Annotated in this window: 21 protein-coding genes and 1 tRNA gene; 7 read left to right on the forward strand and 15 right to left on the reverse strand. The window is 43.5% G+C overall.

All coding sequences use genetic code 11. The features are described from left to right. Positions 1-4: 4 nt before the first annotated feature. Positions 5-1480 (reverse strand): glycoside hydrolase family 28 protein, encoded by a 1476-nt coding sequence (locus QEP06_RS10700; protein WP_285270244.1) that lies wholly within the window; start codon positions 1478-1480, stop codon positions 5-7. 171 nt (positions 1481-1651) lie between these two features. Here QEP06_RS10700 and QEP06_RS10705 point away from each other — a divergent pair, with 171 nt between their 5' ends. Next, positions 1652-2674: a LacI family DNA-binding transcriptional regulator gene (locus tag QEP06_RS10705; RefSeq protein ID WP_285270245.1), complete on the forward strand. Its 1023-nt coding sequence runs from the start codon at positions 1652-1654 to the stop codon at positions 2672-2674. Positions 2675-2720: 46 nt separating this feature from the next. On the opposite strand, the gene QEP06_RS10710 is transcribed toward QEP06_RS10705, so the two are convergent. The 10 genes from QEP06_RS10710 to kduI are packed head-to-tail and all read right to left on the reverse strand — an operon-like array spanning position 2721 to position 12953. Beyond that, entirely contained in the window at positions 2721-4334 is a 1614-nt protein-coding gene (locus QEP06_RS10710) for a UxaA family hydrolase (RefSeq protein WP_285270246.1), read from the reverse strand. A gap of 11 nt (positions 4335-4345) precedes the next feature. Then, complete coding sequence (locus tag QEP06_RS10715) at positions 4346-5815, reverse strand: tagaturonate reductase (protein WP_285270247.1); 1470 nt, start codon at positions 5813-5815, stop codon at positions 4346-4348. A 3-nt stretch (positions 5816-5818) separates the two neighbouring features. Continuing rightward, a complete protein-coding gene (locus QEP06_RS10720) occupies positions 5819-7357 on the reverse strand; it encodes an MFS transporter (protein WP_285270248.1) in 1539 nt (512 codons plus the stop codon). 17 nt (positions 7358-7374) lie between these two features. Then, positions 7375-8040 (reverse strand): bifunctional 4-hydroxy-2-oxoglutarate aldolase/2-dehydro-3-deoxy-phosphogluconate aldolase, encoded by a 666-nt coding sequence (locus tag QEP06_RS10725; protein WP_285270249.1) that lies wholly within the window; start codon positions 8038-8040, stop codon positions 7375-7377. Positions 8041-8050: 10 nt separating this feature from the next. Further along, a complete protein-coding gene (locus QEP06_RS10730; protein WP_285270250.1) occupies positions 8051-8500 on the reverse strand; it encodes a NanQ anomerase/TabA/YiaL family protein in 450 nt (149 codons plus the stop codon). Positions 8501-8507: 7 nt separating this feature from the next. Continuing rightward, a complete protein-coding gene (locus QEP06_RS10735) occupies positions 8508-9548 on the reverse strand; it encodes a sugar kinase (RefSeq protein ID WP_285270251.1) in 1041 nt (346 codons plus the stop codon). 23 nt (positions 9549-9571) lie between these two features. Further along, positions 9572-9898, reverse strand: coding sequence for a cupin domain-containing protein (locus QEP06_RS10740; protein WP_285270252.1), 327 nt, complete (start codon positions 9896-9898; stop codon positions 9572-9574). 12 nt (positions 9899-9910) lie between these two features. After that, positions 9911-11311 (reverse strand): glucuronate isomerase, encoded by a 1401-nt coding sequence (gene uxaC, locus QEP06_RS10745; RefSeq protein ID WP_285270253.1) that lies wholly within the window; start codon positions 11309-11311, stop codon positions 9911-9913. A 12-nt stretch (positions 11312-11323) separates the two neighbouring features. Next, positions 11324-12109 carry a gluconate 5-dehydrogenase gene (locus tag QEP06_RS10750; protein WP_285270254.1) on the reverse strand — a complete coding sequence of 262 codons (786 nt, stop codon included), beginning with the start codon at positions 12107-12109 and terminating at the stop codon, positions 11324-11326. Position 12110: 1 nt separating this feature from the next. Then, positions 12111-12953 carry a 5-dehydro-4-deoxy-D-glucuronate isomerase gene (gene kduI, locus QEP06_RS10755; protein WP_285270255.1) on the reverse strand — a complete coding sequence of 281 codons (843 nt, stop codon included), beginning with the start codon at positions 12951-12953 and terminating at the stop codon, positions 12111-12113. 268 nt (positions 12954-13221) lie between these two features. Between kduI and QEP06_RS10760 the strand changes: the two genes are divergently transcribed. Continuing rightward, entirely contained in the window at positions 13222-14739 is a 1518-nt protein-coding gene (locus QEP06_RS10760; protein ID WP_285270256.1) for a glycoside hydrolase family 28 protein, read from the forward strand. Between the two features lie 81 nt (positions 14740-14820). Here QEP06_RS10760 and QEP06_RS10765 read toward each other — a convergent pair. The 3 genes from QEP06_RS10765 to QEP06_RS10775 all read right to left on the reverse strand — a co-directional run bounded on the left by QEP06_RS10765 (position 14821) and on the right by QEP06_RS10775 (position 18074). Then, positions 14821-14893 (reverse strand) — tRNA-Phe (locus QEP06_RS10765). Positions 14894-14986: 93 nt separating this feature from the next. Beyond that, complete coding sequence (locus QEP06_RS10770) at positions 14987-16819, reverse strand: lysophospholipid acyltransferase family protein (protein WP_285270257.1); 1833 nt, start codon at positions 16817-16819, stop codon at positions 14987-14989. 16 nt (positions 16820-16835) lie between these two features. Continuing rightward, positions 16836-18074: an aspartate kinase gene (locus QEP06_RS10775; RefSeq protein WP_285270258.1), complete on the reverse strand. Its 1239-nt coding sequence runs from the start codon at positions 18072-18074 to the stop codon at positions 16836-16838. A gap of 247 nt (positions 18075-18321) precedes the next feature. On the opposite strand from QEP06_RS10775, the gene fbp reads away from it, so the two are divergent. Continuing rightward, positions 18322-19338, forward strand: a complete 1017-nt coding sequence (gene fbp, locus QEP06_RS10780; protein WP_251833919.1) for a class 1 fructose-bisphosphatase — start codon at positions 18322-18324, stop codon at positions 19336-19338. After that, entirely contained in the window at positions 19339-20349 is a 1011-nt protein-coding gene (gene menC, locus QEP06_RS10785; RefSeq protein ID WP_285270259.1) for an o-succinylbenzoate synthase, read from the forward strand. Positions 20350-20448: 99 nt separating this feature from the next. Here menC and QEP06_RS10790 read toward each other — a convergent pair whose 3' ends face one another. Then, entirely contained in the window at positions 20449-21180 is a 732-nt protein-coding gene (locus tag QEP06_RS10790) for a DUF3575 domain-containing protein (protein ID WP_285270260.1), read from the reverse strand. A gap of 210 nt (positions 21181-21390) precedes the next feature. Between QEP06_RS10790 and QEP06_RS10795 the strand changes: the two genes are divergently transcribed. The 3 genes from QEP06_RS10795 (at position 21391) to QEP06_RS10805 (ending at position 25025) form a co-directional block, all read left to right on the forward strand. Further along, positions 21391-23064: a glutamine--tRNA ligase/YqeY domain fusion protein gene (locus QEP06_RS10795; protein WP_285270261.1), complete on the forward strand. Its 1674-nt coding sequence runs from the start codon at positions 21391-21393 to the stop codon at positions 23062-23064. A gap of 144 nt (positions 23065-23208) precedes the next feature. Then, the gene (locus tag QEP06_RS10800) at positions 23209-24384 is read left to right on the forward strand and encodes a thioredoxin family protein (RefSeq protein WP_285270262.1); all 1176 of its coding nucleotides are present in this window, start codon (positions 23209-23211) and stop codon (positions 24382-24384) included. 11 nt (positions 24385-24395) lie between these two features. Beyond that, entirely contained in the window at positions 24396-25025 is a 630-nt protein-coding gene (locus tag QEP06_RS10805; protein ID WP_285270263.1) for a DUF3575 domain-containing protein, read from the forward strand. Positions 25026-25027: the final 2 nt, after the last annotated feature.

The raw sequence follows: 25027 nt of genomic DNA on the forward strand, positions 1-25027 counted from the left end.
AGTTTTAGTTCGGAGTATATTCGGTTTGAGCTCCGTTTATTTTTGTATTGATAAGTTTCAGGTTTTCTACAGATTTTACGTTGAAGTTGGCTTTTACCTTATCAATCGTCACATTTTTAAAAGTGATGTTCTGAATTTTGGAATTTTCAAGACCGTCCGCGAAGATGGCGTACTTACCACCGTTCTTCACCTTTACATCTTCAAGCAGAATGTTTCTGATCTGTGGCGTATAGTTTCCGGTGCGGTTTTTATAATCTTTATAATTCATGGTGATGTGCAACACCGCCTCTTTCACCTGCCCGACTGTAAGGTTTTTAACGAAAACGCCATCCACCACGCCGCCTCTCACATTATTGGTTTTAAGGCGGATCGCTCTGTCGAGCTCGGGTGAATCCATGTGGTTATTGTAAACGAATACATTGCGTACACCTGCTGACATTTCGCTGCCGATGACCACACCGCCGTGTCCGTCGATCATTTTGCAGTCTCTTACGATTACATTTTCGGTCATGATGCCTACCCGTCTTCCCTCTTCGTCACGCCCGGCCTTGATTGCAATACAGTCGTCACCCGTGTTGAAAATCGAATTTTTAATTAGCACATTTTGCGAATATTCAGGGTCGCAGCCATCATTGTTCGGTCCGTGACTGCGGATATTAACACCATCAACGATGATATTTTTGCTTTTGATAGGATGCAGGATCCAGAATGGTGCGTTGATGATCGTGATTCCCTGGATCAGCACATTCTCACATTCAAAAGGCTCAATGAAATTAGGCCGAAGATAACGGCCGTTCCCGAAAGTTCTTTGCGAGACGGGAACATTAGTATCCGCCATTTCCATCAGTTTCGGCAGATTGTTTGGGTCAAGCTGGCTTGGCATTCCGGGTTTAAAACCATATTCTGCACTTCCTTTCCAGGTCCACCAGTTATCGTTGCTGGCTTGCCCGTTCAGCGTTCCTTTACCTGTAACCGCGATGTTTTTCTTGTTTTTTGCATAAATAAGCGGCGAATAATTCATCAGTTCCATACCTTCAAATGATGTGTGTACCAACGGATAAAAATCATCGGGATTTGTACTGAACAGGATTTCCGCGCCCTCCATTATATGAAGATTTACATTGTTTTCAAGATGAATTGGACCACTCAGGAATTTACCGGCCGGAACAATTACTTTACCGCCACCATCTTTGGAGCAAGCGAGTATCGCTTTTCTGATGCTTTCGGTAGCCATCGTCTTTCCGTCCGCCACCGCTCCGTAGGTCATTATATTATAGTTGGCATCCCTAAATTTAGGTTCTATGATCGATTTTTCGAGTTCAAGCATTCGTTTCATCGGGAAACTCTCCATTGGAGGAATTGCTGAGGTGTCAGTCTTCTTCGTCGCGCATGCAAAGAGGAAAAGCAGCAGGGAAAAGAACATCAGGTAAACCGGAAGTACGAATCTGCTGGTGGTAAGATGGGTGAAGCGTTTGTTCATATTAATTAATGCAATCGATTACAAATATATATAAAATTATTAATACATTTACAAATAAAATATGATTTTTTAGCTACATTTGCCCGTGTCTCCACAACCGGCATCCGCAAGATAATTTCGTTGATCCCAGCATCCCGCACTGGCTTAAAGACGGTCTTAAACATAAACCTAATGAACAACAAAGTCACGATTTACGACATCGCTAAAGAACTCAATATCACCGCAGCTACGGTATCAAGGGCGTTGAACGGAAATCCGAACATCAGCGAAAAAACAAGGGAAAAAGTGCTCAGTATGGCGAGTTCCATGAACTATAAGCAGAACAAACTGGCGCTGGCGCTGAAGAGTGGAAAGAGCAACTATATCGGCGTTATCGTACCGCGTATCAACACCAATTTTTTCGGCTCCGTTATCAGAGGTTTGGAGGAAGAGCTCAATGCAAAAGGCTATAATATTATCATCTGCCAAAGCCATAACGACGAAGAACAGGAATCAAAAAATATTGAAACGCTCATAGATTCCCATGTGGACGCTATTTTCATCTCATCTTCGAGTAAAAACACAACAGCCCTTGAGAAAATCCTGAAAGGAAATATTCCATTGATTTTCTTTGACCGTAAAAAGATGATGGATAACGTAAGTTCCGTGACAATTGACGATTTCGCAGGCGGTTACATGGCTACAAAACACCTTATTGATACGGGTTGCCGACGAATCGCGCATATTGCTTCCGGTCCGTTGGAGATTGAAATCTTCCGCGAAAGACACCGAGGTTATCAGCAGGCACTTAAAGACTATAATATCGATTACAGAAAAGAATACTGCCTGTGTACCAACAGTAGCATCGAAGACGGAAAAAAGGCAGTGGAAATCCTCTTCAACCTAGATGAAAAGCCGGATGCCATATTTTCTGCCAGTGATTTCGTTGCGCTTGGCGCCATACAGGAACTTCAGGCACGTAATATTAAAGTTCCGGACGAAGTTTCTGTTATAGGATTTGCGAATGAGCCTTTTACGGATTTTCTTGAACTGTCCATCTCCACAGTAGATCAGTTCCCGATTGAAATGGGAAGAAGTGCCGCTAAAGTATATCTTTCGCAGGAAGATGAAAACAAGAGCGAAGGCAAGGTGCAGAAAAAAGTGGTACTGGAACCCAAACTGATACTAAGGAAATCAACACGAAGTAAAAATTAAAAGGATCGGTTAAATAACCGATCCTTTTTTTTGTGAAAAACTGAATTTATAATGAAACGCCGCGTTTCCACGGGATAAAGACATCCTGTTTAAGCTGATCTGCTTTAGTTTCAACATTGCCGCTGGCCAAATCGATGATATATTCAACGATCTCCTCGCCCACTTCCTGAATCGTTTTTTCACCGGTAATTACTGTTCCGGCGTTGATATCGATAATATCAGACATTTTTTGAACCACTGCAGTATTTGAGGCAATTTTCACGACAGGTGCAATCGGGTTACCCATAGGATTTCCAAGTCCGGTAGTGAATAAAACCACGGTAGCGCCCGCGCCTACAAGGCCTGTCGTACATTCGGCATCGTTACCGGGCGTGTTCAGAAGGTTAAGTCCGGGCTTTGCAATATATTCTCCGTAATCGAGTACATCCACAATGGGCGCGGTACCACCTTTTTTGGCTGCACCTGCAGACTTCATCGCATCAGTAATCAATCCGTCCTTGATGTTACCAGGAGAAGGATTCATATCAAAGCCGGAACCTGCGTCTACCACAGACTTTTCAAAGGCTTTCATCAGACCCAAAAATTTATCGGCCTTTTCGGAATCCACACATCTGTTCATCAGTTCCTGCTCTACTCCGCAAAGTTCCGGGAACTCAGCGAGGATTGTTTTTCCGCCAAGTGCCGCAAAAATATCAGAAACTACGCCCAATGCCGGGTTTGCAGAAATTCCGGAAAAGCCGTCAGATCCGCCACATTCAAGCCCGATACTGAGTTTGGAAAGCGGCGCAGGCTGACGAGGAATTTTATTGGCTCTTTTGATGGCTTCAAAAGAATCTTTGATGACCATCTGGAACATTTTATCTGTGGTACCGATCTGCTGCTGCTCATAGATCAGCACTTCCTTCTGGCTGTTCGGGCTCATTTCTTTCAAAGCGTTCTTGAAAATATCAATCTGCAAATTCTGGCAGCCTAAACTTAAGACGGTCGCGCCCGCCACATTCGGATTGTTCACATAACCAGCAAGCAGTTTGGCCAACAGTTCAGAATCCTGTCTGATGCCGCCGCAGCCACCCTGATGATTAATGAATTTCACGTCAATATTATCGAGAAGATTAGGGTCCGGCTCTTTCGCTGCTACCTCTTCCACGCTTTTCTCTTCGATCAGCGAACGCAGGAAAAGTTTATACGATACTTCCTTTTTTGGAAGCAATTCGTTTTCAAAGATTTCTTTGAGTTTTTCGATGTTTTTGTTTTCACAGAAAACAAGAGGAAAAAACAACCAGACATTTTTGGTTCCCACCTGTCCGTCAGCGCGGTGATAACCCATGAAAGTGCGGTCTTTCCAGCGATCGACATTTGGTGGCGACCACGGAAGCGTGCCGGTTTTGCCATGCACTTCCTCGCTTTGGTGCTTTACGTTTTCAGTGGTGATCACTTCGCCGCGCAGAATCGGCAAAAAAGCCTTTCCTACTAAAACACCGTACATGATGATGCTGTCCCCAGGCATAAAATCGGTTTCAGCCATCTTATGCTTTGCCTTCACATTGGTTTTTGCAGTAATCTCAACACTATTAAACATTACTGTTTCCCCAGCGAAAATGTCACTTAAAGCAACCAGCACGTTATCGTCCGGATTTACTTTTATGAGCTTATTTTCCATGATTTAAGAATTTAAGAAAAATGACTGATGAATTTTTGGTATCCCTTTTCAATTCCATGCTCCTCAATAATTTCTAATGCATGTACTATAGCTGCACTAAGACCGGAAATTTCATTTAAGTTCTCATCCCAAAAAGCAGTATTCGAAAGTATTTCGGAAACTGTTCCTTCCAGCGTAGAATTTATCCAGGCGGCTTTAAAAGCCTCCGTGATGTCCGCTGAATCATTCACGGGTAAGGTTTTTCCGTTCCAGTCACCTTTGTAGAAGCGAATCAGGCAGGCAAAACCGAAAACTAGGTTTAGCGGAAGCTTTCCATACTTTTCAACGTATGCAATAATGGTCGGCAACACGCGCACCTTAAATTTCGAAACAGAATTCAAGGCAATATCTGATAACTGGTGCCGGATAAACGGATTGCGGAAACGGTCGAGAACTTCTTCCGTGAACTTTTTCAGTTCGTCTTTATCCATATCCAAAGTAGGCAGAATTTCGTTGAAAGCAATTTCAGAAACATACTTCGCGGTAAAAGAATCAGTTAATGTTTCCTCCACAGTTTCATTTCCGTGCATCAGTGAAAGTGGCACCATCGCGGTATGAATCCCATTCAGAATACGCACTTTCCGGTCGCGGTAAGGTTGCATATCAGCAATAACCTTCACATCGAGATTGGTCTTGTGGAAAGGTATTTTTTGCTTTAATTTTTCATCACCTTCAATCACCCAAAGGAAAAACGGTTCAGCTGCAACCATAAATCTGTCGAGATAATCGAGTTTATTCTGGAATTCTGCTTCTTTATCCGTCGGATATCCAGGCACTATTCTGTCAACCAAAGTGTTATGGAAAGTGCACGCCTCATCTATCCACGCTGCAAAATCATCTTCAAGCTTCCAAAGTTTATGAAGCTGCAACAAAACAGTCTTCAGCGTATCCGCATTATAGTTGATCAGTTCGCACGGAATGATGGTCAAACCTTTAGAACGGTCACCGTTGAAATGCCTGTATCTTTCATAAAGTACTGCTGCCACCTTTGCGGGAAAAGATTTCGGACTTTCGTCAGACAGAATATCGCTGTCCACATACTCAATTCCGGCCTCGGTAGTGTTGGAGATAATGAATTCCAGCGAGTCTTCTTTCGCAACATCCATCAACTCCTTAAAGTTTTTATAAGGATCGATGCACTGCACGATATTATCGATCAGGTGAATTTCCTGAATATTCTTGCCATTTTTTATACCGTTCAGGAAGACGGTGTACATCCCGTCCTGCTCTTTCAGCATCCCGACCATGCCTCCGGGAAGCGGCTGAACTACGGCTACACCTGCGTTGAAACCCACCTCATCATTCAGCGTTTTAAAGGCATAATCTACAAAAGCCCTGAGAAAGTTACCTTCGCCGAACTGAAGAATCTTCACCGGAAGTTTTTCTCCGGATCCGTTGTCTTTCCGGTTTAAGCGTGGTTTTGTATTGATATCTGTTGTCATTTATTAATCTTTAATTACTTTATAAGTTGGCACTAACGCTTTCATTACACCCCACGCGATAAGGTAAGCCACCGCACAGACCGAAAATATAATCATATAGCCGGTGTTGATGCCGTCTGAAACGATAGCGCCCGATGTTTTTAGCTGATTGACGAAATCTTCAGGAATTCTTTCGGTGTTGAACTTGGGGTACTTTTCCAATAACGGAACGCCATCAATTGTCGTCCAATTTTTGTGTGAAAAATCGAAAAGCGCGCCCGAACTTTTATTAATGAGGAAAGAGCCGATTCCACCAGCCATTCCGCCAATTCCGGTTACAGTTGCGATGGCTTTCTTCGGGAACATGTCACCTACGGTGGAGAAAATATTCGCTGACCAGGCCTGATGCGCCGCCCCCGCCACACCGATAATGATCACAGGAATCCAGTAACTGTAATTTCCACCTGGTTGTGCAAGCAAAGCCAAAAGCGGGAAAAACGCGAATATCAGCATCGCACGCATTCTGCCGGCATAGGGATTTAAGCCGAGTTTATCCACAAAATATCTGGGTAGCCATCCACCGATAATTGCCAACAGTGTGATGACATAGAGCACGAACAATGGCAATGCACTTTGTGTACTGTCCATTCCGTAGACGGAGCTCAGATAAGCTGGTGTCCAGAAAAGATAGAACCACCAAACGCCGTCTGTCATGAATTTTCCGAAGGCAAAAGCCCAGGTTTGGCGGTATTTAAAACATTCTTTAAGGGTGAACTTTTTACCGTTATCACCGCCTTCAAGGTTTAAACTGTCAGCCTCTTCATCTTTATCCTGCTGAATATAAGCAAGTTCGGAAGCGTTTACTTTTTTGTGTACGTGTGGCTTTTTATAGTAAAAAATCCAGAAACCCATCCAAACAAAACCTAATGCACCGATAATGATGAATGCCATTTCCCAACCCAATGCTTTCGCGATGAACGGAATACTCACCGGCGCAGCCAAAGCTCCGACGGTAGCGCCTGCATTGAATATACTGGTTGCAAATGCTCGGTCTTTTTTAGGGAAATATTCTGCAGTTGTTTTAATAGCTGCCGGAAAGTTCCCGGCTTCACCGATCGCGAGCACCAATCTCGCAAAAATGAAGAGCGTAACACTTGTGCTAATTACAAGCGATACATTATTAACTGTTGATATTGCTTCTTTAGCTTCAGCAAAAGTAACAAACCATCTGCCTGTTAAAAGTCCGGACGTCGCAATTCCGCAAAAAGCGTGAAGCACAGCACCAATAGACCAAATGAAAATCGCCCAAAGGAAACCTTTTTTGGTATCCATAAAGTCAATGAACTTACCCGCAAAAAGCATACTTCCAGCGTAAAATATTGAAAACAGAGCTGTTATATTACCGTAATCGTTATTATCCCAATGGAACTCGGGTTGCAGATAATCTTTCCAGGTTAGGGACAAGACCTGCCGGTCCAGATAATTAATCGTGGTAGCGAAAAACAGCAAAACACAGATTGACCATCTGAAATTTGTTGCTTTAGTTTCCGTGTTTTGTGCCATAGGTGTGTTGTTTTCGTTTAAGAATTTTTTACAGCGGAGACTATTTCCAAAACTTTTCTGGTTTCGTCTTCCATGTCGGCGTAGTTTTTATCCGCCATCAGTTTTTTGCTGATGAGTTTGCTGCCCATTCCCACGGCAGAAACGCCGGCTTTAAACCAACCTTCGATATTTTCGCGCGTGGTATCTACCCCACCGGTTGGCATAAAGAGAAGGTTCGGGAAAATATCTTTTATTCCGCTTAAGAAGTCGGGGCCGAGCATATTTCCGGGAAAGAGTTTAATAAACTTCACACCCGCATTCTCAGCGGCGATTATCTCGGTTGGTGTCATGCATCCCGGACTGTAAAATTTATCCTGTGAAATAAGGAAATCCGCCACTTCCGGTACAAATCCGGGGCTGATAAAGAAATCTGCGCCTGCTTCTACAAAATCCTGTGCCTGCTGAAGATTCTTGATCGTACCAATTCCCAATAGCAGATCTGCCATTTCCGAATTTCTCGTTTCCACCATTTTCCGGAAGTTTTGTAAAGCTGCTTCGCCGCGGTTCGTGTATTCTACTGCACGAATTCCAGCGCGATAGATTGCGCGAAGCGTTTCTATGGTAATGGTTTCATCCGCATTGAAATACAGAGGTAAAATCCCCTGATTTACAATAGCGTTTGAAACTTTCTGAATATTGCTCATATGAATTTTGTTAAATTTTTACTTTAAAAACCAGTTTCCGTATTTCTCCTTCTCCAATCATCGGTGCATGAACATCTCCGGGATAAAAAATTACGAACTGACTGTCTGTCAGATTAAAAAACATATCCGGCTGGTCGCTGAAGAACTGAACATCCTTTACGGAATCGTACTCTCCATTTGGGTTTTTGCAGGTTTCTCGCGGCTTCCAACCGATTGTTTCAGTCCCCTTTACACAAACCTGAATGTCAATATTTGAATTGTGACATTCGAATTTTTTCAAGCTTTCCTCAGCGATTTTTCCATTTTTTTGGCTAACAATTACCTTTAAGCCTTCCTCAATCTGAATGCTGCCATCCGGCAAATTCATCAAATCATTTTCCTCCAAAAACTGAAAAGCTTTTGAAAATAAAGGATGAAGCGCATGATATGTTGCGGCGTTGTGCAGTGAATCTATTATCATGGCTTATTTATCTTGCTACACGTCCGGAAGCGTCGCCGCCCATCAGTTTCATCACTTCGTCTACAGTCACCAGGTTTGCATCACCTTTGATGGTGTGTTTCAGGCATGAAGCCGCAACCGCAAAATCAAGTGCGTTCTGGTCGTCATTCGGGTACGTAAGCAGTCCGTAGATCAATCCGCCCATGAAAGAATCTCCGCCACCAACACGGTCAACGATATCGGTGATTTGGTACTGACGCGTCTGCAGCATTTCTTTACCATCGTACAGAACACCGGCCCAGGTGTTATGGGAAGCTGAGATTGAACCTCGCAATGTTGTGATTACTTTTTTAGCTCTCGGGAATTTTTCCATCATCTGCTGACAAACGGACAGGAAAGATTCTGCTTTTACGTCGTGGCCATGGGTCTGCACTGCAAGTCCGTCTGGTTTGATACCGAAATGCATTTCGGCATCTTCTTCATTTCCCAGAATGATATCGCAGTAGGATGTAAGTTCAGTCATAATCGCTTCTCTGTCTCCGCCGTATTTCCAAAGTTTCGCTCTATAGTTAAGGTCTGTTGAGATCGTAATACCCATTTTGCTGGCCGTTTTCACTGCTTCCAGGCAGACATCTGCCGAACTTTGGGAGATGGCGGGTGTAATTCCTGTCCAATGGAACCACTCAGCACCTTCGAAAACTTCTTCCCAATTGATCATTCCCGGCTGAATCTCGGACATTGCAGAATGAGCCCGGTCATATACTACTTTTGATCCGCGGGACACAGCGCCGGTTTCAAGGAAATAAATTCCCAAACGGTCTCCGCCCCAAACAATTTTGTCTACTCCAACGCCTCTTTTACGCATTTCCATCATCGCACACTGGCCGATATCATTCTTCGGTAAACGGGTTACGAAATCTACAGAAATACCGTAATTGGCCAAAGAAACCGCAACGTTTGATTCTCCACCACCATAAACCACGTCAAAATTATCTGCCTGTGAAAACCTCAAAAAACCCTGTGGTGCTAGTCTAAGCATTATTTCACCGAAAGTTACAACTCTACTCATCTGTTTATTTTTTGTATAATTAATTATTGTTTTAAGAAATCTTCGCGCGCCGGACTGAAAGATTCAATCAGAACGCCTTCTTCCAGGCAAACCACACCGTGCTTGATATTGCTGGGCAGGAAAAACGAATCACCAGCTTTCAGCACTTTTTTAGTTTCCCCGATCTGCACTTCAAATGATCCCACAGCGATATAGGCGGCCTGCGAATGAAGGTGCTGATGCACTTTACCCACGCCGCCTTTTTTAAAACGCACGATGGTGAGCATCAGGGAATCATCAAAACCGACAAGTGCACGGTCAAGATTTTCGTCTATTTTCTGCCACGTGTAATTGCTCTGTTCTAAGAACATAGATTCTATATTTTAGAAATTAAAATATTCTTTAGCATTGTTGTACGAAATATCCGACACGATCTTTCCGATCCACTCCATATCATCCGGCAGTTCGCCGCGCTTCATCTCGTCTCCAAGCAAATTACAGAGTACGCGACGGAAATATTCGTGACGCGGGAACGAAAGGAAGCTTCTGGAATCCGTCAGCATCCCGACGAAACAGCTCAGAAGACCCATATTTGAAAGTGCATTAATCTGCTTCGTCATCCCGTCTTTTTGGTCCAGGAACCACCAGCCAGAGCCAAGCTGAACTTTCCCTTTCACGCTGCCGTCATTAAAGTTTCCGATCATCGTGGCAAAAACTTCATTGTCAGCCGGGTTAAGGTTATAAATTATTGTTTTAGCGAGCTTATCACTGGAATCAAGTCGATTTAAAAAGTCCGAAAGCTGCTGTGCCTGCGGAAGATCACCGATAGAATCCCATCCCGTATCAGGACCTAAGATGCGGTGCATCCGCGCATTGTTATTTCTCAATGCACCCAAATGAAATTGCTGTACCCAGCCCATTTCATGATAAGATTCTGCCAGAAAAATAAGGATTGCACTTTGGAATTTCAGCGCCTCTTCATCCGTAACCTGAGCACCTTTTCTACGTTTTTTAAATATATTTGAAACTTCGCTTTCTGTGAATGAAACTGAATAAATTTGATCCAAACCATGATCTGAAAGTCGGCATCCGTTTTCGTGGAAATAGGATAATCTTTTCGTTAAAACGGTAATAAGATCTGCGTAAGTCGCGATTTCTACACCAGCTACCTCAGCCAATGTATTCAAGTAATCATTAAAACCTTCATTTCCGATAAGGATTGCCTTGTCAGGCCGGAAAGCGGTACTCATCTTCAGTTTGCCGTTTCCCGACGCCAATTTCTGGTGATGTTCCAAGTTATCCGTAGGATCTTCTGTGGTGCAAACCATTTCAACATTCATTTTTGCTAAAAGGTTTTGCGTGCTGTATTCGGGTGTTGAAATTTTTGCAGAGACTTCGTTGTAGATTTTGGATGCCGAATCTTCATTCAGCAATTCGTAAATATCGAAATACCTCGCAAGTTCAAGGTGAGTCCAGTGAAACAGAGGATTCCGAACTGTGTACGGCACCGTTTTGCCCCACTGTAAAAACTTTTCCTGTGCGGAAGCATCGCCTGTGATGAACTTTTCATTCACCCCTAAAGTCCGCATCGCCCGCCATTTGTAATGGTCACCGTTAATCCAGGCTTCAGTGATATTGGAGAAAACGTGGTTGTCTGCGATAAGGGCCGGCGAAAGGTGGTTGTGATAATCAATGATCGGCTGATTCTTCGAAAAGTTATGGTATAACTCTTCGGCGTATTTATTTTCTAATAGAAAGTTGTCGTGAATAAAATTTGTACTCATTTTCAGTAGTTATTATTCTTCGTTCGAAGGTTTTCCGATGGTGGCCAGGATGCCCCCGTCAACATAGATGATTTGCCCGTTTACAAAATCACTGGCTTTAGAGGCTAAAAAAACCGCTGCGCCCGCCAAATCTTCAGGATTTCCCCACCTTCCAGCTGGCGTGCGACTGATGATGAACTCATTGAATGGGTTGCCGTCCACGCGGATCGGCTCGGTTTGCGAAGTTGCAAAGTATCCGGGACCAATTCCGTTCACCTGAATATTATATTTAGCCCATTCTGTTGCAAGATTTCGGGTCAGCATTTTTAAGCCACCTTTTGCGGCGGCGTAAGCTGAAACACTGTTTCTTCCGAGCTCGCTCATCATAGAACAGATGTTGATGATTTTACCTTCTTTACGCTCAATCATTTGTTTTACAACCAATTGAGATATGATAAACGGACCCACCAAATCTACATCCACTACTTTTCTGAAATCCGAAACCGGCATCGTAAGCGCGGATTCTCTTTTAATAATTCCGGCATTATTCACCAGAATATGAATTCCACTTGCCTCGGCGGTAATTTTCTCAACCTGTTTAGCGGCTTCGGTTTCGTCAGTAACATCGAATAGATAACCGCGCGCATCGTAACCTTTAGAATGATAGTATGCCAGTGCATCCTTCATTTTATGAGGTGTAGTTCCGGTGATGAGCAGTTTTGCACCGGCGATTGCCAATGCTTCCGCCATCGCCATCCCAAGACCGTGAGTTCCACCCGTGATCAGGGCATTTTTATTTTTTAAACTGAATAGTTCCATTTTATCTTAATTCATTGGGTGCGCAAACATCCATATCACCATAGTCTAGATTTTCACCTGCCATTCCCCAAATAAATGAATAATTGGAGGTTCCGGCGCCGCTGTGAATTGACCATTCCGGAGAAAGTACCGCGTCATGATTCTGCATAAAAATATGGCGGGTTTCCTGTGGTTCGCCCATAAAGTGCGAGATCGTCTGGCCTTCGTGAAGGTCGAAATAAAAATATGCTTCCATTCTTCTTGAATGCGTGTGGGCTGGCATCGTATTCCAGATATTTCCTGGGAGAAGCTCCGTAAGTCCCATCTGAAGCTGGTTTGTCTCAACGATACTGTTTACGATGAGCTTATTCAGAACCCGGCGGTTTGCAGAGTTTTCGTCACCAAGCTGAATTACCTCGGCGTTTTCTTTACCCACTTTTTTGGTTGGGAATTTTTCGTGTGCAGGTGCAGAGTTGATGTAAAAGAGTGCTGGACTTGATTTATCTTTACTTACAAAGATTACGTCTTTCACACCTTTTCCTATGTAAAGCGCTTCCTTTTTATCAAGTTCAAATACTTCACCGTCCACATGTATCTCACCGGGTCCACCTACGTTGATAATGCCGATTTCGCGGCGATCCAGAAAGTTTTCGGATTTTAAGTAAGGAATGGTCTCCAATGTAAGTTTTTCATTTACAGGCATCGCGCCACCCACGATCAGCCTGTCATACATTGAGTATACCAGGTTGACACTGTTTTCTGTAAACAGTTTCTGGATTAAAAACTCATTACGGAGTTTTTCAGTATCGTACGATTTTACATCGGCAGGATTTGCAGCATACCTGAAACTAAAATTTGTCTTCATAATAAAATATCTGTAATCGATTACACAAAGATATATAATTTTTTGATACGTAAAACTGTTTTTCAGTCCCAAATATAACTTTGCGGTTTGAATAAACTTCAGGAAAAATTTATAGCGGCTTTTAAATTCATTCAGGTATAACACTCCTGTTCAGGATTTAAAATCATCAAATTTATCGCAAAAACGTTTCTTTTTGAAATAAATTGTAATTTTGTTTAGCGTAAGCAAGTCTTAGAATCATTTCGTTAACCAAATTTCCGACTGGAATATGTACCAAAATTTAATCAGAAAAAGCCTGATTGCCGTTACTGCAGCATTAAGCCTGCAATCGATTAACTCACAAACACCAGAGTGGCAAAAGTATGTGGATCAGGCACCGTTTAAAATAAATCTTCCGAAAGTAGGTCAAAAGGACATAGCGCAAAAAGTCATTTCTATTGTAGATTTTGGAGCGTTAGCAGACGGCAAAACTTTAAATACTAAAGCATTCCAAAACGCAATTGATCAGGCAAGTAAGCATGGCAATACGACGGTGATGGTTCCGGCCGGCACCTGGCTTCTTGGTGCAATAGAGCTTAAAAGCAATATCACGCTGCATCTAAGTGAAGGGGCACTGATGCAATTTACGCGGGATCGTACACAGTATCCGCTCCTCCCTAAGAATTCATCGGGGAAAGAGTATTTTGTGATGTCGCCGATCTATGCCCGTGATGTGGAAAATGTAGTGATTACGGGTAAAGGCACAATTGACGGTGGCGGCGACAGTTGGCGACCCGTAAAAAAAGCCAAAGTGACACCGGAATTTTGGTCAGAACTGACTAAAACCGGCGTTCTGAGCGAAGATAAAAAGGTGTGGTGGCCCACAGAAGATGCCCTGAACGGAGAGAATATACTTCAGGACCTTAAAAAGAAAACCAATCTTACTGCAGCCGACTTCCTGCCGGCGCGCGACTTCCTCCGTCCTTACATGATGAACCTAATTAAAATTAATAATCTGCGGATTCAGGGAATCACGATTCAAAACTCACCGAAGCTTACGGTTTACGTCTCGCAGTCCGATGGCGTGTTGCTTACCGACTTAACGGTTCTGAACCCGAAATACGGCCAGAATACGGACGGCATAGACATCAGCGCATCCAAAAATGTTCTCGTGTACAATTGCCACGTAGACGTGGGCGATGACGGGATCTGCATGAAAAGCAGCAGCAGCAAAGGCGAACCAGGTCCAAGACTTGAAAATATCATCATTGCGAAATCGACCGTACACCATGCCCACGGCGGGTTTACGATCGGCTCTAATACGGATGGCGGAATGAATAATATTTTTGTAACCGACTGTCATTTCAGCGGGACAGATATCGGTATCCGCGTGAAAAGCAATGAGGGAATTGGCGGTCCGGTTTCCAATATTTACATCCAAAACATCAAGATGGATAATATTATTGATGAGGCCATCAATATGAGTTCATTCTACGAAAACCGGCAGGTGGGGAAAACTCCTGTAAAATATGCACCTGGTGAAGGAAAAATCCCCGAATACTCCAAATTTTATTTCAAAAACATCAGCTGCGACGGTGCAGAAACCGCCATGAAACTGGTGGGTGTGGAAGATGTTCCGATTCATGAACTTTATTTTGAAAATGTAAACATTACAGCCAAAAACGGTTTTGAGGCAGAGAATGTAAAAGATATTACCTTCAGGAACACAAAATTTAATGTTCAGGGCAAACCTTTCACATTAAAAAATACAGAGAATATTCTGTTGGATGGTGTAGCAGTGAAATAGTGCGCTATTTCAGCACTATAAAAACCAAAACATTTCGCATAAAAAAAAATCACTTACATCTCTGTAAGTGATTATTTTTTGTGGTTTCTCCAGGAATCGAACCAGGGACACATGGATTTTCAATCCATTGCTCTACCAACTGAGCTAAGAAACCGCGTTCATTACCGTAGTAAAGTGGTGCAAAAGTAAGCATTTACGCTATTGGCTCCAAATTTATTCCGGTAAAATTTTAATGCATACCAAAAACCTATTGATTCTCAGCCGCATTATTTTCTTCTTTGCGCATTTGCTCGCTCATTTCTTCGAGTACCGGCTTTATTGTACTCTCGGGGAGATCACTGATTCGGATATACATCAGCCCGTCGATCGCGTCATTAAAGCTAGGATCTACGTTAAAAGAAATCACTTTTGCATTCTGCTTGATGTATTTTTTAATCAAAACCGGCATCCGCATTTCGGGTTCCAGATCATCGATAATTTTGTCGAGCTTGTTAAGGTCAGACTCCACTTCGTCGAAGAACAGATGTTTGTCGCGGTCTTTCAGTTTTACTTTGAATTCCTTTTTAGGGTGGATATACTGCGCCACTGCAGAATCGTAATAGTGCGAACGCATAAACTCGATCATCAGCGATTTTGAAAATTCCGAAAATTTATTGGAGATACTCACACCGCCCATCAGGAATTTGTGTTCCGGATTTCTGAGGCAAACATGCACGATACCGCGCCACAAGAGGAATAGCGGCAAAGGCTTCTGCTGGTATTCAGACGAGATGTAGGCACGGCCCATCTCTATCACTTTGCGGAAAAACGGTCTCAGTTCCTGGTCAAATTCAAACAAAGAACTCGTATAGAATCCTTCGATGCCATGTTTTTTCATTACTTCGCTACCCAGCGCCATGCGGTACGCGCCCACGAGTTTTCGGGCGTTGGCATCCCACAGGAACAGATGGTGGTAGTATTCATCATAGCGGTCCAGATCGAACGGAAGATTGCTCCCCTCACCTATCTTGCGGAAAGTGAGTTCGCGCTGCCGGCCTATTTCACGCATAATGGAGGGAATTTCGCCGTATGTGGTAAAATAGAGTTCGTAATTCCCGTTGCGGAAGAGCATTTTGTCGCCAAGTAATGCGATTTCTTTCTCAATATCATCCTGCGGCGTCTCATCAATGATATTCTGAACTACATTTTCCTCCTTCATGATCGGAAAATTCAGTTTCAGATTAGGTAATTTGAGCTGTTCAGCAATAGATTTCCGCTTTTCGTAATACGATTTCAGCATGTATATTTTGTTCTGCAGAAATTCGCCCATTTCCTCGATCGTATCGTGATCTTCAAGCGCACGGGTCGGCACGGGTTTCCCGACGCGGATGCGTATTGGTTTTTCCCGTTTGTGCATCATTTCGGCCGGCAACATTAAAGTCTGAAGCTCCGGATGCAGTTTTGCGAGTTGGTAGAAAAGCCGGCTGTTCTTGGCGTGGAAATACATCGGAATCACGGGCACTTTCGCCGCTTTTATAAGTTTAAGAGCCGGTTTTTCCCACGCACGGTCATGTATTTCATTAAAGTCATTATTCTTGTTCGAAACCTCACCGGCGGGGAAGATGCCGACGCAGCCGCCGTTTTGGAGATGTTTAAGTGTTTCGCGCATTCCGGCCGCACTGCTGCGCACTTCCTTTCTGCTTTCAAAAGGATTTACAGGAATCACGTAAGGTTCCATGGGTTTAATCTTTTCGAGGAGGAAATTGCCCATCACTTTAAAATCGGGTCTGATTTCGGTTAAGACTTTAGTCATCAGAATACCGTCAATAGCGCCAAGCGGATGATTCGATACCAAAATGAAAGATCCTGTTTTAGGGATTTTCGCCAAATCTTCCTCGAACACGATATATTTCAATCCACGCTCGCGGACGAATGCATCAAAAAAATCTTTGCCTTTCTTGTCTTTTAAGATATCATAAAGCTTATTTACCTCCGAGATTTTTGTAAGCCGCATGATGGCCGATGCCACCGGATTCTTCAGAAAACCAAGACGGTTCAGACCTGCCGCGGCGATCAGGTCATTTTCAGTGATGAGACTCATAGTTATTATCTGGTTATCAGTTGGTTATTAGCTGTACAGTTTTTTTTGAAATTTGCTCTAAGAGGATGGTCTTGCCATTATAGAAAGTATCCAAATTCTGCAAATCGGCGTTCCGAACCGTAAAAAGTGAAACATTTTTCACTGTTTCCGTACTGAAATGCTGCGAAAGTTCACGTTCCAGATCGCTGATTTTTTCATATTTATCTTCCAGGCAGAGCGCAAGCGAAATGGCCGAATTCTGCATTAGCGAGACTTTAATTTTAAACTTCGCGAGCATTGAAAAAATCTGGCTCATGTGATCTTCCGCAATGAAGGAGAAATCGCGCGTCGCGATGCGCATCAGATGCTGGTTTTCTTTTAATATAAATGACTCGATATAGCAGTTCTGATCGGTTTCTCCCACTTTTGTTCCCGGCATTTCAGGCTGAAGAAAAGATTTCACGTAAAACGGAATGTTCTTTTGCTGTAATGGCTGCAAAGTTTTGGGGTGAATTACCGACGCGCCATAATACGCCATCTCGATTGCTTCTTCATAAGAAATATTCGGAAGGAGCGAGACATTTTCAAATTTTCGGGGATCGCCGGTCATCACGCCGGGCACATCTTTCCAGATCGTTACCGTTTCAGCATTCATACAATAGGCAAAAATGGCTGCTGAATAATCGGAACCTTCACGACCGAGAGTGACGGTAAAATTGTCATCTTCAGAACCTATAAAACCCTGTGTCACATAGCTTTGCGATTGATTCAGTCCCGAAATATTTTTTTGGGTTTCATCCCAGTTTATCACACCTTCGCGATAGGTGCTGTCGGTTTTAATGAGCTCTCGGGCATCAAGCCATTGATTATCAAAACCTTGATCATTCAGGTAAGCGCTGAGTATTTTTGAGGAAACAATTTCGCCACTACTCACCACCTGGTCATAGACAAAACTGAAGTTGGGCGACTTGTTCCGGCCTAAAAACTCTTCTACCTCGTCGAAAACGGCGGTCATTTTAGCGAATATCTCATGACTTTCGTCGAAGAGCCTTTGCGATATAGCTGTATGATTTTCTTTAATCTTTGAAAGTTCAGTCGCAAAATCCTGTTTGGCAAAATACAGTTCTACCACTTTTTCAAGTGCATTCGTTGTTTTTCCCATCGCAGATACTACAAGCACACACTGCTCAAATCCCTGTGATCTCAGTACACTTCCCACATTTCTAACGCTTTCAGCATCTTTCACTGAAGCTCCACCAAACTTGTAAACTTTCATTTAATAATATATTATATGTACGTCCGATGTTTACCACTAGTTTTCACACCGCAAATACCGGGGTCAAAATTATCAATTTGCGCCGACATACGAAAAAGAAGGGTTGATGACAGAATATATCTATATTCTCTCAAAACTTTAAAAATATATAATGTACGCCGGCGGTTTTATTCTTCGCTGAAGCCGCAAACATGGCTAAAAATCAAAGAATTTTTCCGAAATTTGAAACATAACAAAAAGAAAAAAAATGCCAGAACAGAATTTTCAGACGCTAGGGGAATTTATTATCGACAAACAGGAGGATTTTCAATATTCCACGGGTGAACTCTCCCGCTTACTGAGTGCGATCAGGCTTGCTTCCAAAGTGGTAAACCGCGAAGTAAACAAGGCCGGAATTGCAAACATCATCGGACAGTCTGGCAATGAAAACATACAGGGCGAAGAACAGCAGAAGCTAGATGTTTTGGCGAATGAGATCTTCATTGAAGCGCTTTCTCAGCGTGAAGTAGTCTGCGGGATCGCATCGGAGGAAAGCGATGATTTCATCGATGTGCGTTGTGGTTCAAATGCCCACTTAAGTAAATATGTCGTGTTGATCGATCCCCTCGACGGTTCTTCAAACATTGACGTTAATGTCTCAGTAGGAACTATTTTTTCGATCTACCGACGTGTCACCGAGCCCGGAACACCGGTTGCGCTGGAAGATTTCCTTCAAAAAGGTGTTAATCAGGCTGCCGCAGGATACGTGGTTTATGGCTCCTCAACGATGATTGTTTACACCACCGGAAATGGCGTGAACGGTTTTACACTTGATCCAAGTTTGGGCACTTATTATCTTTCTCATCCAAATATGAAATTCCCGGAAACCGGAAAAATTTACTCCATCAATGAAGGGAATTACATCAAATTTCCGCAGGGTGTGAAAAATTATATTAAATATTGCCAGCGCGAGGAAGAAGACAGACCTTATACTTCACGTTATATCGGCTCCTTGGTTTCAGATTTCCACCGGAATATGATCAAAGGCGGCATTTACATTTACCCTTCTACATCGCAATCCCCGAACGGAAAACTCAGGCTTTTGTATGAATGCAATCCGATGGCTTTCCTTGCCGAGCAGGCGGGCGGAAAATGCACCGATGGCTTCCAGCGCATCCTCGAGATTCAGCCGACCGAGCTTCACCAGCGTGTACCGTTTTTCTGCGGCAGCTCTAAAATGGTGATGAAGGCCGAAGAATTCATGCAAAATGCCGCTCAGCAATAAATGGAGGCAAGTTTTTTCTCCTATGTTCTCAATTTCAAAAGACCCGGCGGCACCTCGCGGGGTGTTTTGCATACCAAAGAAACTTTTATCCTCGAAATAACCGATGGTGACAAAAAAGGAATTGGCGAATGCGGTCTTTTTCGTGGTCTGAGTGCGGATGATTTGCCGGAATATGAAGAAAAACTCGCGTGGCTTTGCCAAAATATTAACGTGGATGCGAAAACCCTTGCGAAGGAACTGCGCGAATATCCGTCGATTTGGTTTGGATATGAGCAGGCGATCTTAAATTTAAAACATGGCGGAAAGCATTATTTTCCAAGTGATTTTACTCAGGGTGAAGCTTTCATAAAGATCAACGGTCTGATCTGGATGGGCGATGTGGAGTTCATGCAGAAGCAAATTCAGGAAAAACTTTCAGCAGGTTTTGATTGTTTAAAATTAAAGATTGGCACCGATTGGTCTTCCGAAAAAAAAATCCTCAAACAACTTCGCCAAGACTTTCCACCGCAACAGCTCGAACTTCGGGTAGATGCGAACGGCGCATTCACACCTGAAGAGGCAAAAAAAGTTCTGCACGAACTGGCTGAACTGGAAATTCACTCCATTGAGCAACCAATCAAAGCCGGAAATACCGCAGAAATGCGTGGACTTTGTAGCGATACACCCACGCCTATCGCGCTTGACGAGGAACTTATCGGCGTTTTTGATTTTGAAGCTAAAAAGGCATTATTAGAAACTATTAAACCACACTTCATCATCCTGAAACCATCACTGGTGGGCGGTTTTGCAGGTTCAGATGAGTGGATTGCAATTGCCGAAGACCTAGGAATTGGCTGGTGGATCACGTCTGCCCTCGAAAGCAATATCGGTTTGGCGGCCATTGCGCAATATACGTTCACCAAAAATCCTGGAATACCGCAAGGTCTGGGAACTGGCGGACTTTTCACCAACAATTTTGAAACACAGCTTTTCCTTGAAGGTGATGAACTTTGGACAAATCCCGTCGGCTAAACTGTTTGTCACAACATCAGAATAATGCAGAATTCAAACAAAAAAAATCACGAAAACGCTTTGTTTCCGTGATTTATATTTAAAAAACTGAATTACCTTCTAAAAACGGTACCCAAGTGAAAGCCCGCTTCTCACACCAGCCCACGGCCCGTCAACATTGATATTTGCGCCATTTGCATCTGTGGCAACCGTATATTCGACGAAGGGAATGTCCAGATCTTCAATTTCGGTTTTCAGTTGTGCCTGTTCAGCAGGCGTCAGCGCACGCGGCGATCTTGCACGGAAATCTCCTTTTCCACCACCATAATGACCACCAGCGATCCAAAAATCCAGCACCCAGCTGTCCGTTTTTCCTAAAAACCACTGTGCCCCTACCATCAGGCCGGCACTGTTTCCCTTAGCCTGTCCGGAAATCGACATCGGTACTGTATCACCGGAAAAATCGACATCAAGTACTACATTTTCAGCATCGAACGTGGTGTGGCGATAGTAAGGCGCGAAATAGAAACCTTTTCCATATCCCTGTCCCAAATAGATCCGCGGCTCTATCGTAAAATGGCTCTGCGAAATCTCGATATCCTCAAACTCCGTGTCCTTGATAAAGCTGTTGCTGAACGGAATTCCTCCTTTTGCCACGGTACCATAGCCTACTGACACTGAAAAACGCTTATTGATGATGCGTTCATAAGTGAGGTTAACGTTCCGGAATGCGTAAGCAGTCACATTGGTCTTCACAATGTTCATTTTCGGGGCAGCTTCAGACCCAATTTCAGGCTCTGTCTGCGAAAACAGTGCAGCTGGCATCATCACTGCCAATAATAAAGTTCTCATGGTTTAATTTTTTTTAGTTTTTATAGAAACGCACTTTGCGTAGGTCTCTTTAATCAAAATTAAAAATTTTTAGCATTGGATGCATATTATTTAATCAGATATAACATTCTTAAACAATTAAAAATAATTCAATAGGAAAACAACTGCAGCACATTTACACTTAGAGGTATAGCCTAAAATCCGTAAATTTGCGTGTATTAGAATTCTAAAATGGACGAAGAAAAAAAACCGCTCAACTTTATTGAGCATATCATCGAGGAAGATTTAGCCAACGGTTTTTCTAAAGACCAACTGCGCTTTCGTTTTCCGCCGGAGCCCAATGGCTACCTGCACATTGGCCACACCAAAGCGATTTGCATCAACTTTGGTTTGGGTGAAAAATACGGAGCGCCTGTGAATCTTCGGTTTGATGACACCAATCCTGAAAAAGAAGAACAGGAATTTGTAGATGCCATAAAAGCCGACATCAAGTGGCTGGGCTTTACTTATGACAAAGAATTATACGCATCCGATTATTTTGAACAGCTCCACGATTGGGCCGTACAGATGATAAAGGACGGAAAAGCATACGTAGATGAGCAAACTTCAGAGGAAATTACTTCGCAGCGTAAAAGCCCATTTGAAGACGGCATCGAGTCTCCTTACAGAAACCGTCCGGTAGAAGAAAGTTTAGAACTTTTTTCTAAGATGAAAGCCGGCGAGTTTCCTGAAGGGGCCATGTCTCTCCGTGCGAAAATTGATATGTGTTCACCCAACATGAACATGCGCGACCCTGTTATGTACCGCATCCTTCGGCGTCCGCACCACCGTACGGGTGACAAATGGAAGATCTATCCAATGTACGACTGGGCGCACGGGCAGTCTGATTATATCGAGCAAATCTCTCATTCACTGTGTTCGCTGGAATTCGAAAACCACCGACCTCTCTACGACTGGTATCTTGACCAGGTTTATGAAAATGATAAAGTACGGAACAAGCAGCGTGAATTCGCGAGGATGAACGTGTCATACATGATCACTTCCAAAAGAAAACTGCAGCGTTTGGTGGCTGAAAATGCCGTTACCGGGTGGGATGACCCAAGGATGCCAACCATTTCGGGCATGCGTAGACTCGGTTATCCGCCGGTGGCCATAAAAAATTTCATTGACCGTGTAGGCGTTGCCAAACGTGAAAACCTCATTGATATCCAACTTCTTGAGTTTTTTGTGCGTGAAACTTTAAACAAAACCGCAACACGTGTGATGGCGGTGGTAGATCCGGTGAAACTCATCATCACAAACTATCCTGAAAACGGAGAAGAATGGTTGGAGACTGAGAACAATCCGGAAGACGAAAATGCAGGATCGCGCCAAATTCCTTTTTCACGCGAACTTTATATTGAACGCGAAGATTTCAAAGAAGAAGCAGGAAACAAATTTTTCAGACTTAAAATTGGTGGTGAAGTACGTTTAAAATCGGCGTATATCATTAAAGCAGAAAGCGTTGACAAAGATGAGAATGGCGAAATAACCACAATCTACGCCGCGTACGACCCGAAAAGTCGCTCAGGGAGCGGAACTGAAGAGAGCTTGCGAAAAGTGAAAGGAACACTGCACTGGGTTTCTGCTCAGCACGCACTGCCTGTGGAAGTAAGAATCTACGACCGACTCTTTACAACGCCGCAGCCCGATGCAGAAAAAGAAGCTGATTTCATGGAGTTCCTGAATCCGGACAGCTTAAAAATTGTAAAAGGTTTCGCCGAACCAACTCTTGCAGAGGCCGTAACCGGTGCGCCCTATCAGTTTCAGAGAATCGGATACTTCACGAAAGACCGAGATTCAACAGCCGAAAACCTGGTTTTCAGCCGTACCGCGACACTGAAAGACAGTTATAAACCGGAATAAACCAACCAAATCCTTTCGCCATCGAAAGGATTTTTTTAATACAAGCAAATCTGAAATATTTTAACAGTATTTACAAGCGCGTAAAGCCCCAAAAGTTTTTTCCCGTCGTTATTATATTTTAACTTCGCCTAAATTTTTTTTATCGTGATCAGAAACTTATTATCATCAATTATACTCCTTATTTCGGCTACAATTTTCGCTCAGGAAACCATCAATTTCGAAAAAGGCACCTTTAAAGAAATCCTTGCCAAAGCCAAACAAGAAAAGAAACTCGTTTTCCTTGATGCGTTTGCGGTGTGGTGCGGCCCGTGCAAGATGATGGAGAAAAATATCTTTCCTTTGCCGGCCGTTCGCGATTACTACAATGCCAACTTCATCAATGCCAGAATTGACATGGAAAAAGGTGAAGGCATCGGGATTGCGCAGCAGTACGGTGTACGTTCTTACCCGTCTTATCTTTTCCTCAACGGTGACGGCGAAGTGGTGAAACAGACCATCGGTTATATGGGTGAGGAGGCTTTCCTGGCTTTTGCGAAGGAAGCAAACAATCCGAAATACGCCACATCTTCCAACAAAGAACTTTTTGAAAAAGGTGAATCTTCGCCCGAATTTTTACTGAACATGATGCAGCTTTACGCACAGAGCAATTTTCCTTTGGCGCAAAAAGCCTCGGAGCGTTATTTTGACGTTAAGAAAAACCAACCACTCACTCAGGAAGAAGTCGGAATGCTGCTTTATTTTACCAAAGCGGTTTCAGATAAAAATTACAGCACCTTCCAGACGAGAAAAAGCGAGATCGTAGCTTTTATCTCAGAGGATGTGTATAAGCAGTTTGACACCAATATAAAGATTTCAAACCTGCTCGAAAAAGCAGTAAATACAAAGACAGGACTGATTGATGACGATGTTTTTTACAAAGGAGCAATTCCGCTTGTAGGAACTGAAGAGGCCGAAACGGCGCTTTACCGCACAAAAGTGATCATGTATGCAAATGCGGGACATTTCGCAGAGTACGAGAAAGCGGCATTGAAATACTATTCAAAATCAGAAAATTTCTCGCAGGACGAACTGCTGCAGGCTGCTTTTATTTTCAGTGAACACGTCGATAACCCCGCGTCGCTTAGCAAAGCACAGGAATGGGCAGAAAAATCGGTGATGCTAACTGAAACACCCGAAAACACGTATGTTCTGGCAAAACTTTATGCCAAGACAGGTCAGAAAGATAACGCAAAGACCTATGCGGAATCATCCGTTCATCTATCAGAAACACAGGGCAAAGACGCCACGCGTGCCCAACAACTTCTTCAAACATTAAATTGACCGAACCCATTTTGAAAAAAATAATCCTCGTGCTGAGCCTGATAGCATGCGCCATCCTGCCCGCGCAAACAACCCCGGAGAGTACCGACAATCAGGTCTACGTGAAAGCAAATGCCGTTTTTTTACCCATCGGGATGCTCAATGCCGCGGCAGAATTCCAGGTAGGTGAAAAAACCACCCTTCAGCCTGAGATTTTCATTTCACCGTGGAAATCCTTCCTTGGAAAATATGCGCAGATATACATGCTGGGTTTTGATGTGCGGCACTATTTTTCCGAGGCATTTAAGCACTTTTACGTAGGTGCGAACATCACCGCAGCGCGCTACAAGATGCAGAAATACAACTACTGGTCGGACGGACCTTTCCAGTACGAGCCAGATGCACCGATTTACGTCACTTCTGAACTGTACCAGGATGGTTACACATTTTTTCTCGGCGCCGTAGCCGGCTATCAGTGGCAGATCAGTGACAAGTGGAATATTGACGCCTTTCTTGGAGGCGGCACCGCCCAAAGCTTCTACAAAGGCTTTCACAAAGTACTCGGCGTGCGCTACGATACAGATCCTGACCGCGAATACAACCGCAGCGGAGAACTGGTGCCCTACCGTGGCGGCCTCATGATTTCCTACAAAATCCGATAAAA

This window comes from Kaistella rhinocerotis (assembly GCF_030243905.1).
Taxonomy (GTDB): domain Bacteria; phylum Bacteroidota; class Bacteroidia; order Flavobacteriales; family Weeksellaceae; genus Kaistella; species Kaistella rhinocerotis.

What these genes read in the sequence shown, in the direction of transcription:
- QEP06_RS10700 (WP_285270244.1), bottom strand. Translation starts at nt 1,480, where the DNA reads ATGAACAAACGCTTCACCCATCTTACCACCAGCAGATTCGTACTTCCG.
- QEP06_RS10705 (WP_285270245.1), top strand. Translation starts at nt 1,652, where the DNA reads ATGAACAACAAAGTCACGATTTACGACATCGCTAAAGAACTCAATATC.
- QEP06_RS10710 (WP_285270246.1), bottom strand. Translation starts at nt 4,334, where the DNA reads ATGGAAAATAAGCTCATAAAAGTAAATCCGGACGATAACGTGCTGGTT.
- QEP06_RS10715 (WP_285270247.1), bottom strand. Translation starts at nt 5,815, where the DNA reads ATGACAACAGATATCAATACAAAACCACGCTTAAACCGGAAAGACAAC.
- QEP06_RS10720 (WP_285270248.1), bottom strand. Translation starts at nt 7,357, where the DNA reads ATGGCACAAAACACGGAAACTAAAGCAACAAATTTCAGATGGTCAATC.
- QEP06_RS10725 (WP_285270249.1), bottom strand. Translation starts at nt 8,040, where the DNA reads ATGAGCAATATTCAGAAAGTTTCAAACGCTATTGTAAATCAGGGGATT.
- QEP06_RS10730 (WP_285270250.1), bottom strand. Translation starts at nt 8,500, where the DNA reads ATGATAATAGATTCACTGCACAACGCCGCAACATATCATGCGCTTCAT.
- QEP06_RS10735 (WP_285270251.1), bottom strand. Translation starts at nt 9,548, where the DNA reads ATGAGTAGAGTTGTAACTTTCGGTGAAATAATGCTTAGACTAGCACCA.
- QEP06_RS10740 (WP_285270252.1), bottom strand. Translation starts at nt 9,898, where the DNA reads ATGTTCTTAGAACAGAGCAATTACACGTGGCAGAAAATAGACGAAAAT.
- uxaC (WP_285270253.1), bottom strand. Translation starts at nt 11,311, where the DNA reads ATGAGTACAAATTTTATTCACGACAACTTTCTATTAGAAAATAAATAC.
- QEP06_RS10750 (WP_285270254.1), bottom strand. Translation starts at nt 12,109, where the DNA reads ATGGAACTATTCAGTTTAAAAAATAAAAATGCCCTGATCACGGGTGGA.
- kduI (WP_285270255.1), bottom strand. Translation starts at nt 12,953, where the DNA reads ATGAAGACAAATTTTAGTTTCAGGTATGCTGCAAATCCTGCCGATGTA.
- QEP06_RS10760 (WP_285270256.1), top strand. Translation starts at nt 13,222, where the DNA reads ATGTACCAAAATTTAATCAGAAAAAGCCTGATTGCCGTTACTGCAGCA.
- QEP06_RS10770 (WP_285270257.1), bottom strand. Translation starts at nt 16,819, where the DNA reads ATGAGTCTCATCACTGAAAATGACCTGATCGCCGCGGCAGGTCTGAAC.
- QEP06_RS10775 (WP_285270258.1), bottom strand. Translation starts at nt 18,074, where the DNA reads ATGAAAGTTTACAAGTTTGGTGGAGCTTCAGTGAAAGATGCTGAAAGC.
- fbp (WP_251833919.1), top strand. Translation starts at nt 18,322, where the DNA reads ATGCCAGAACAGAATTTTCAGACGCTAGGGGAATTTATTATCGACAAA.
- menC (WP_285270259.1), top strand. Translation starts at nt 19,339, where the DNA reads ATGGAGGCAAGTTTTTTCTCCTATGTTCTCAATTTCAAAAGACCCGGC.
- QEP06_RS10790 (WP_285270260.1), bottom strand. Translation starts at nt 21,180, where the DNA reads ATGAGAACTTTATTATTGGCAGTGATGATGCCAGCTGCACTGTTTTCG.
- QEP06_RS10795 (WP_285270261.1), top strand. Translation starts at nt 21,391, where the DNA reads ATGGACGAAGAAAAAAAACCGCTCAACTTTATTGAGCATATCATCGAG.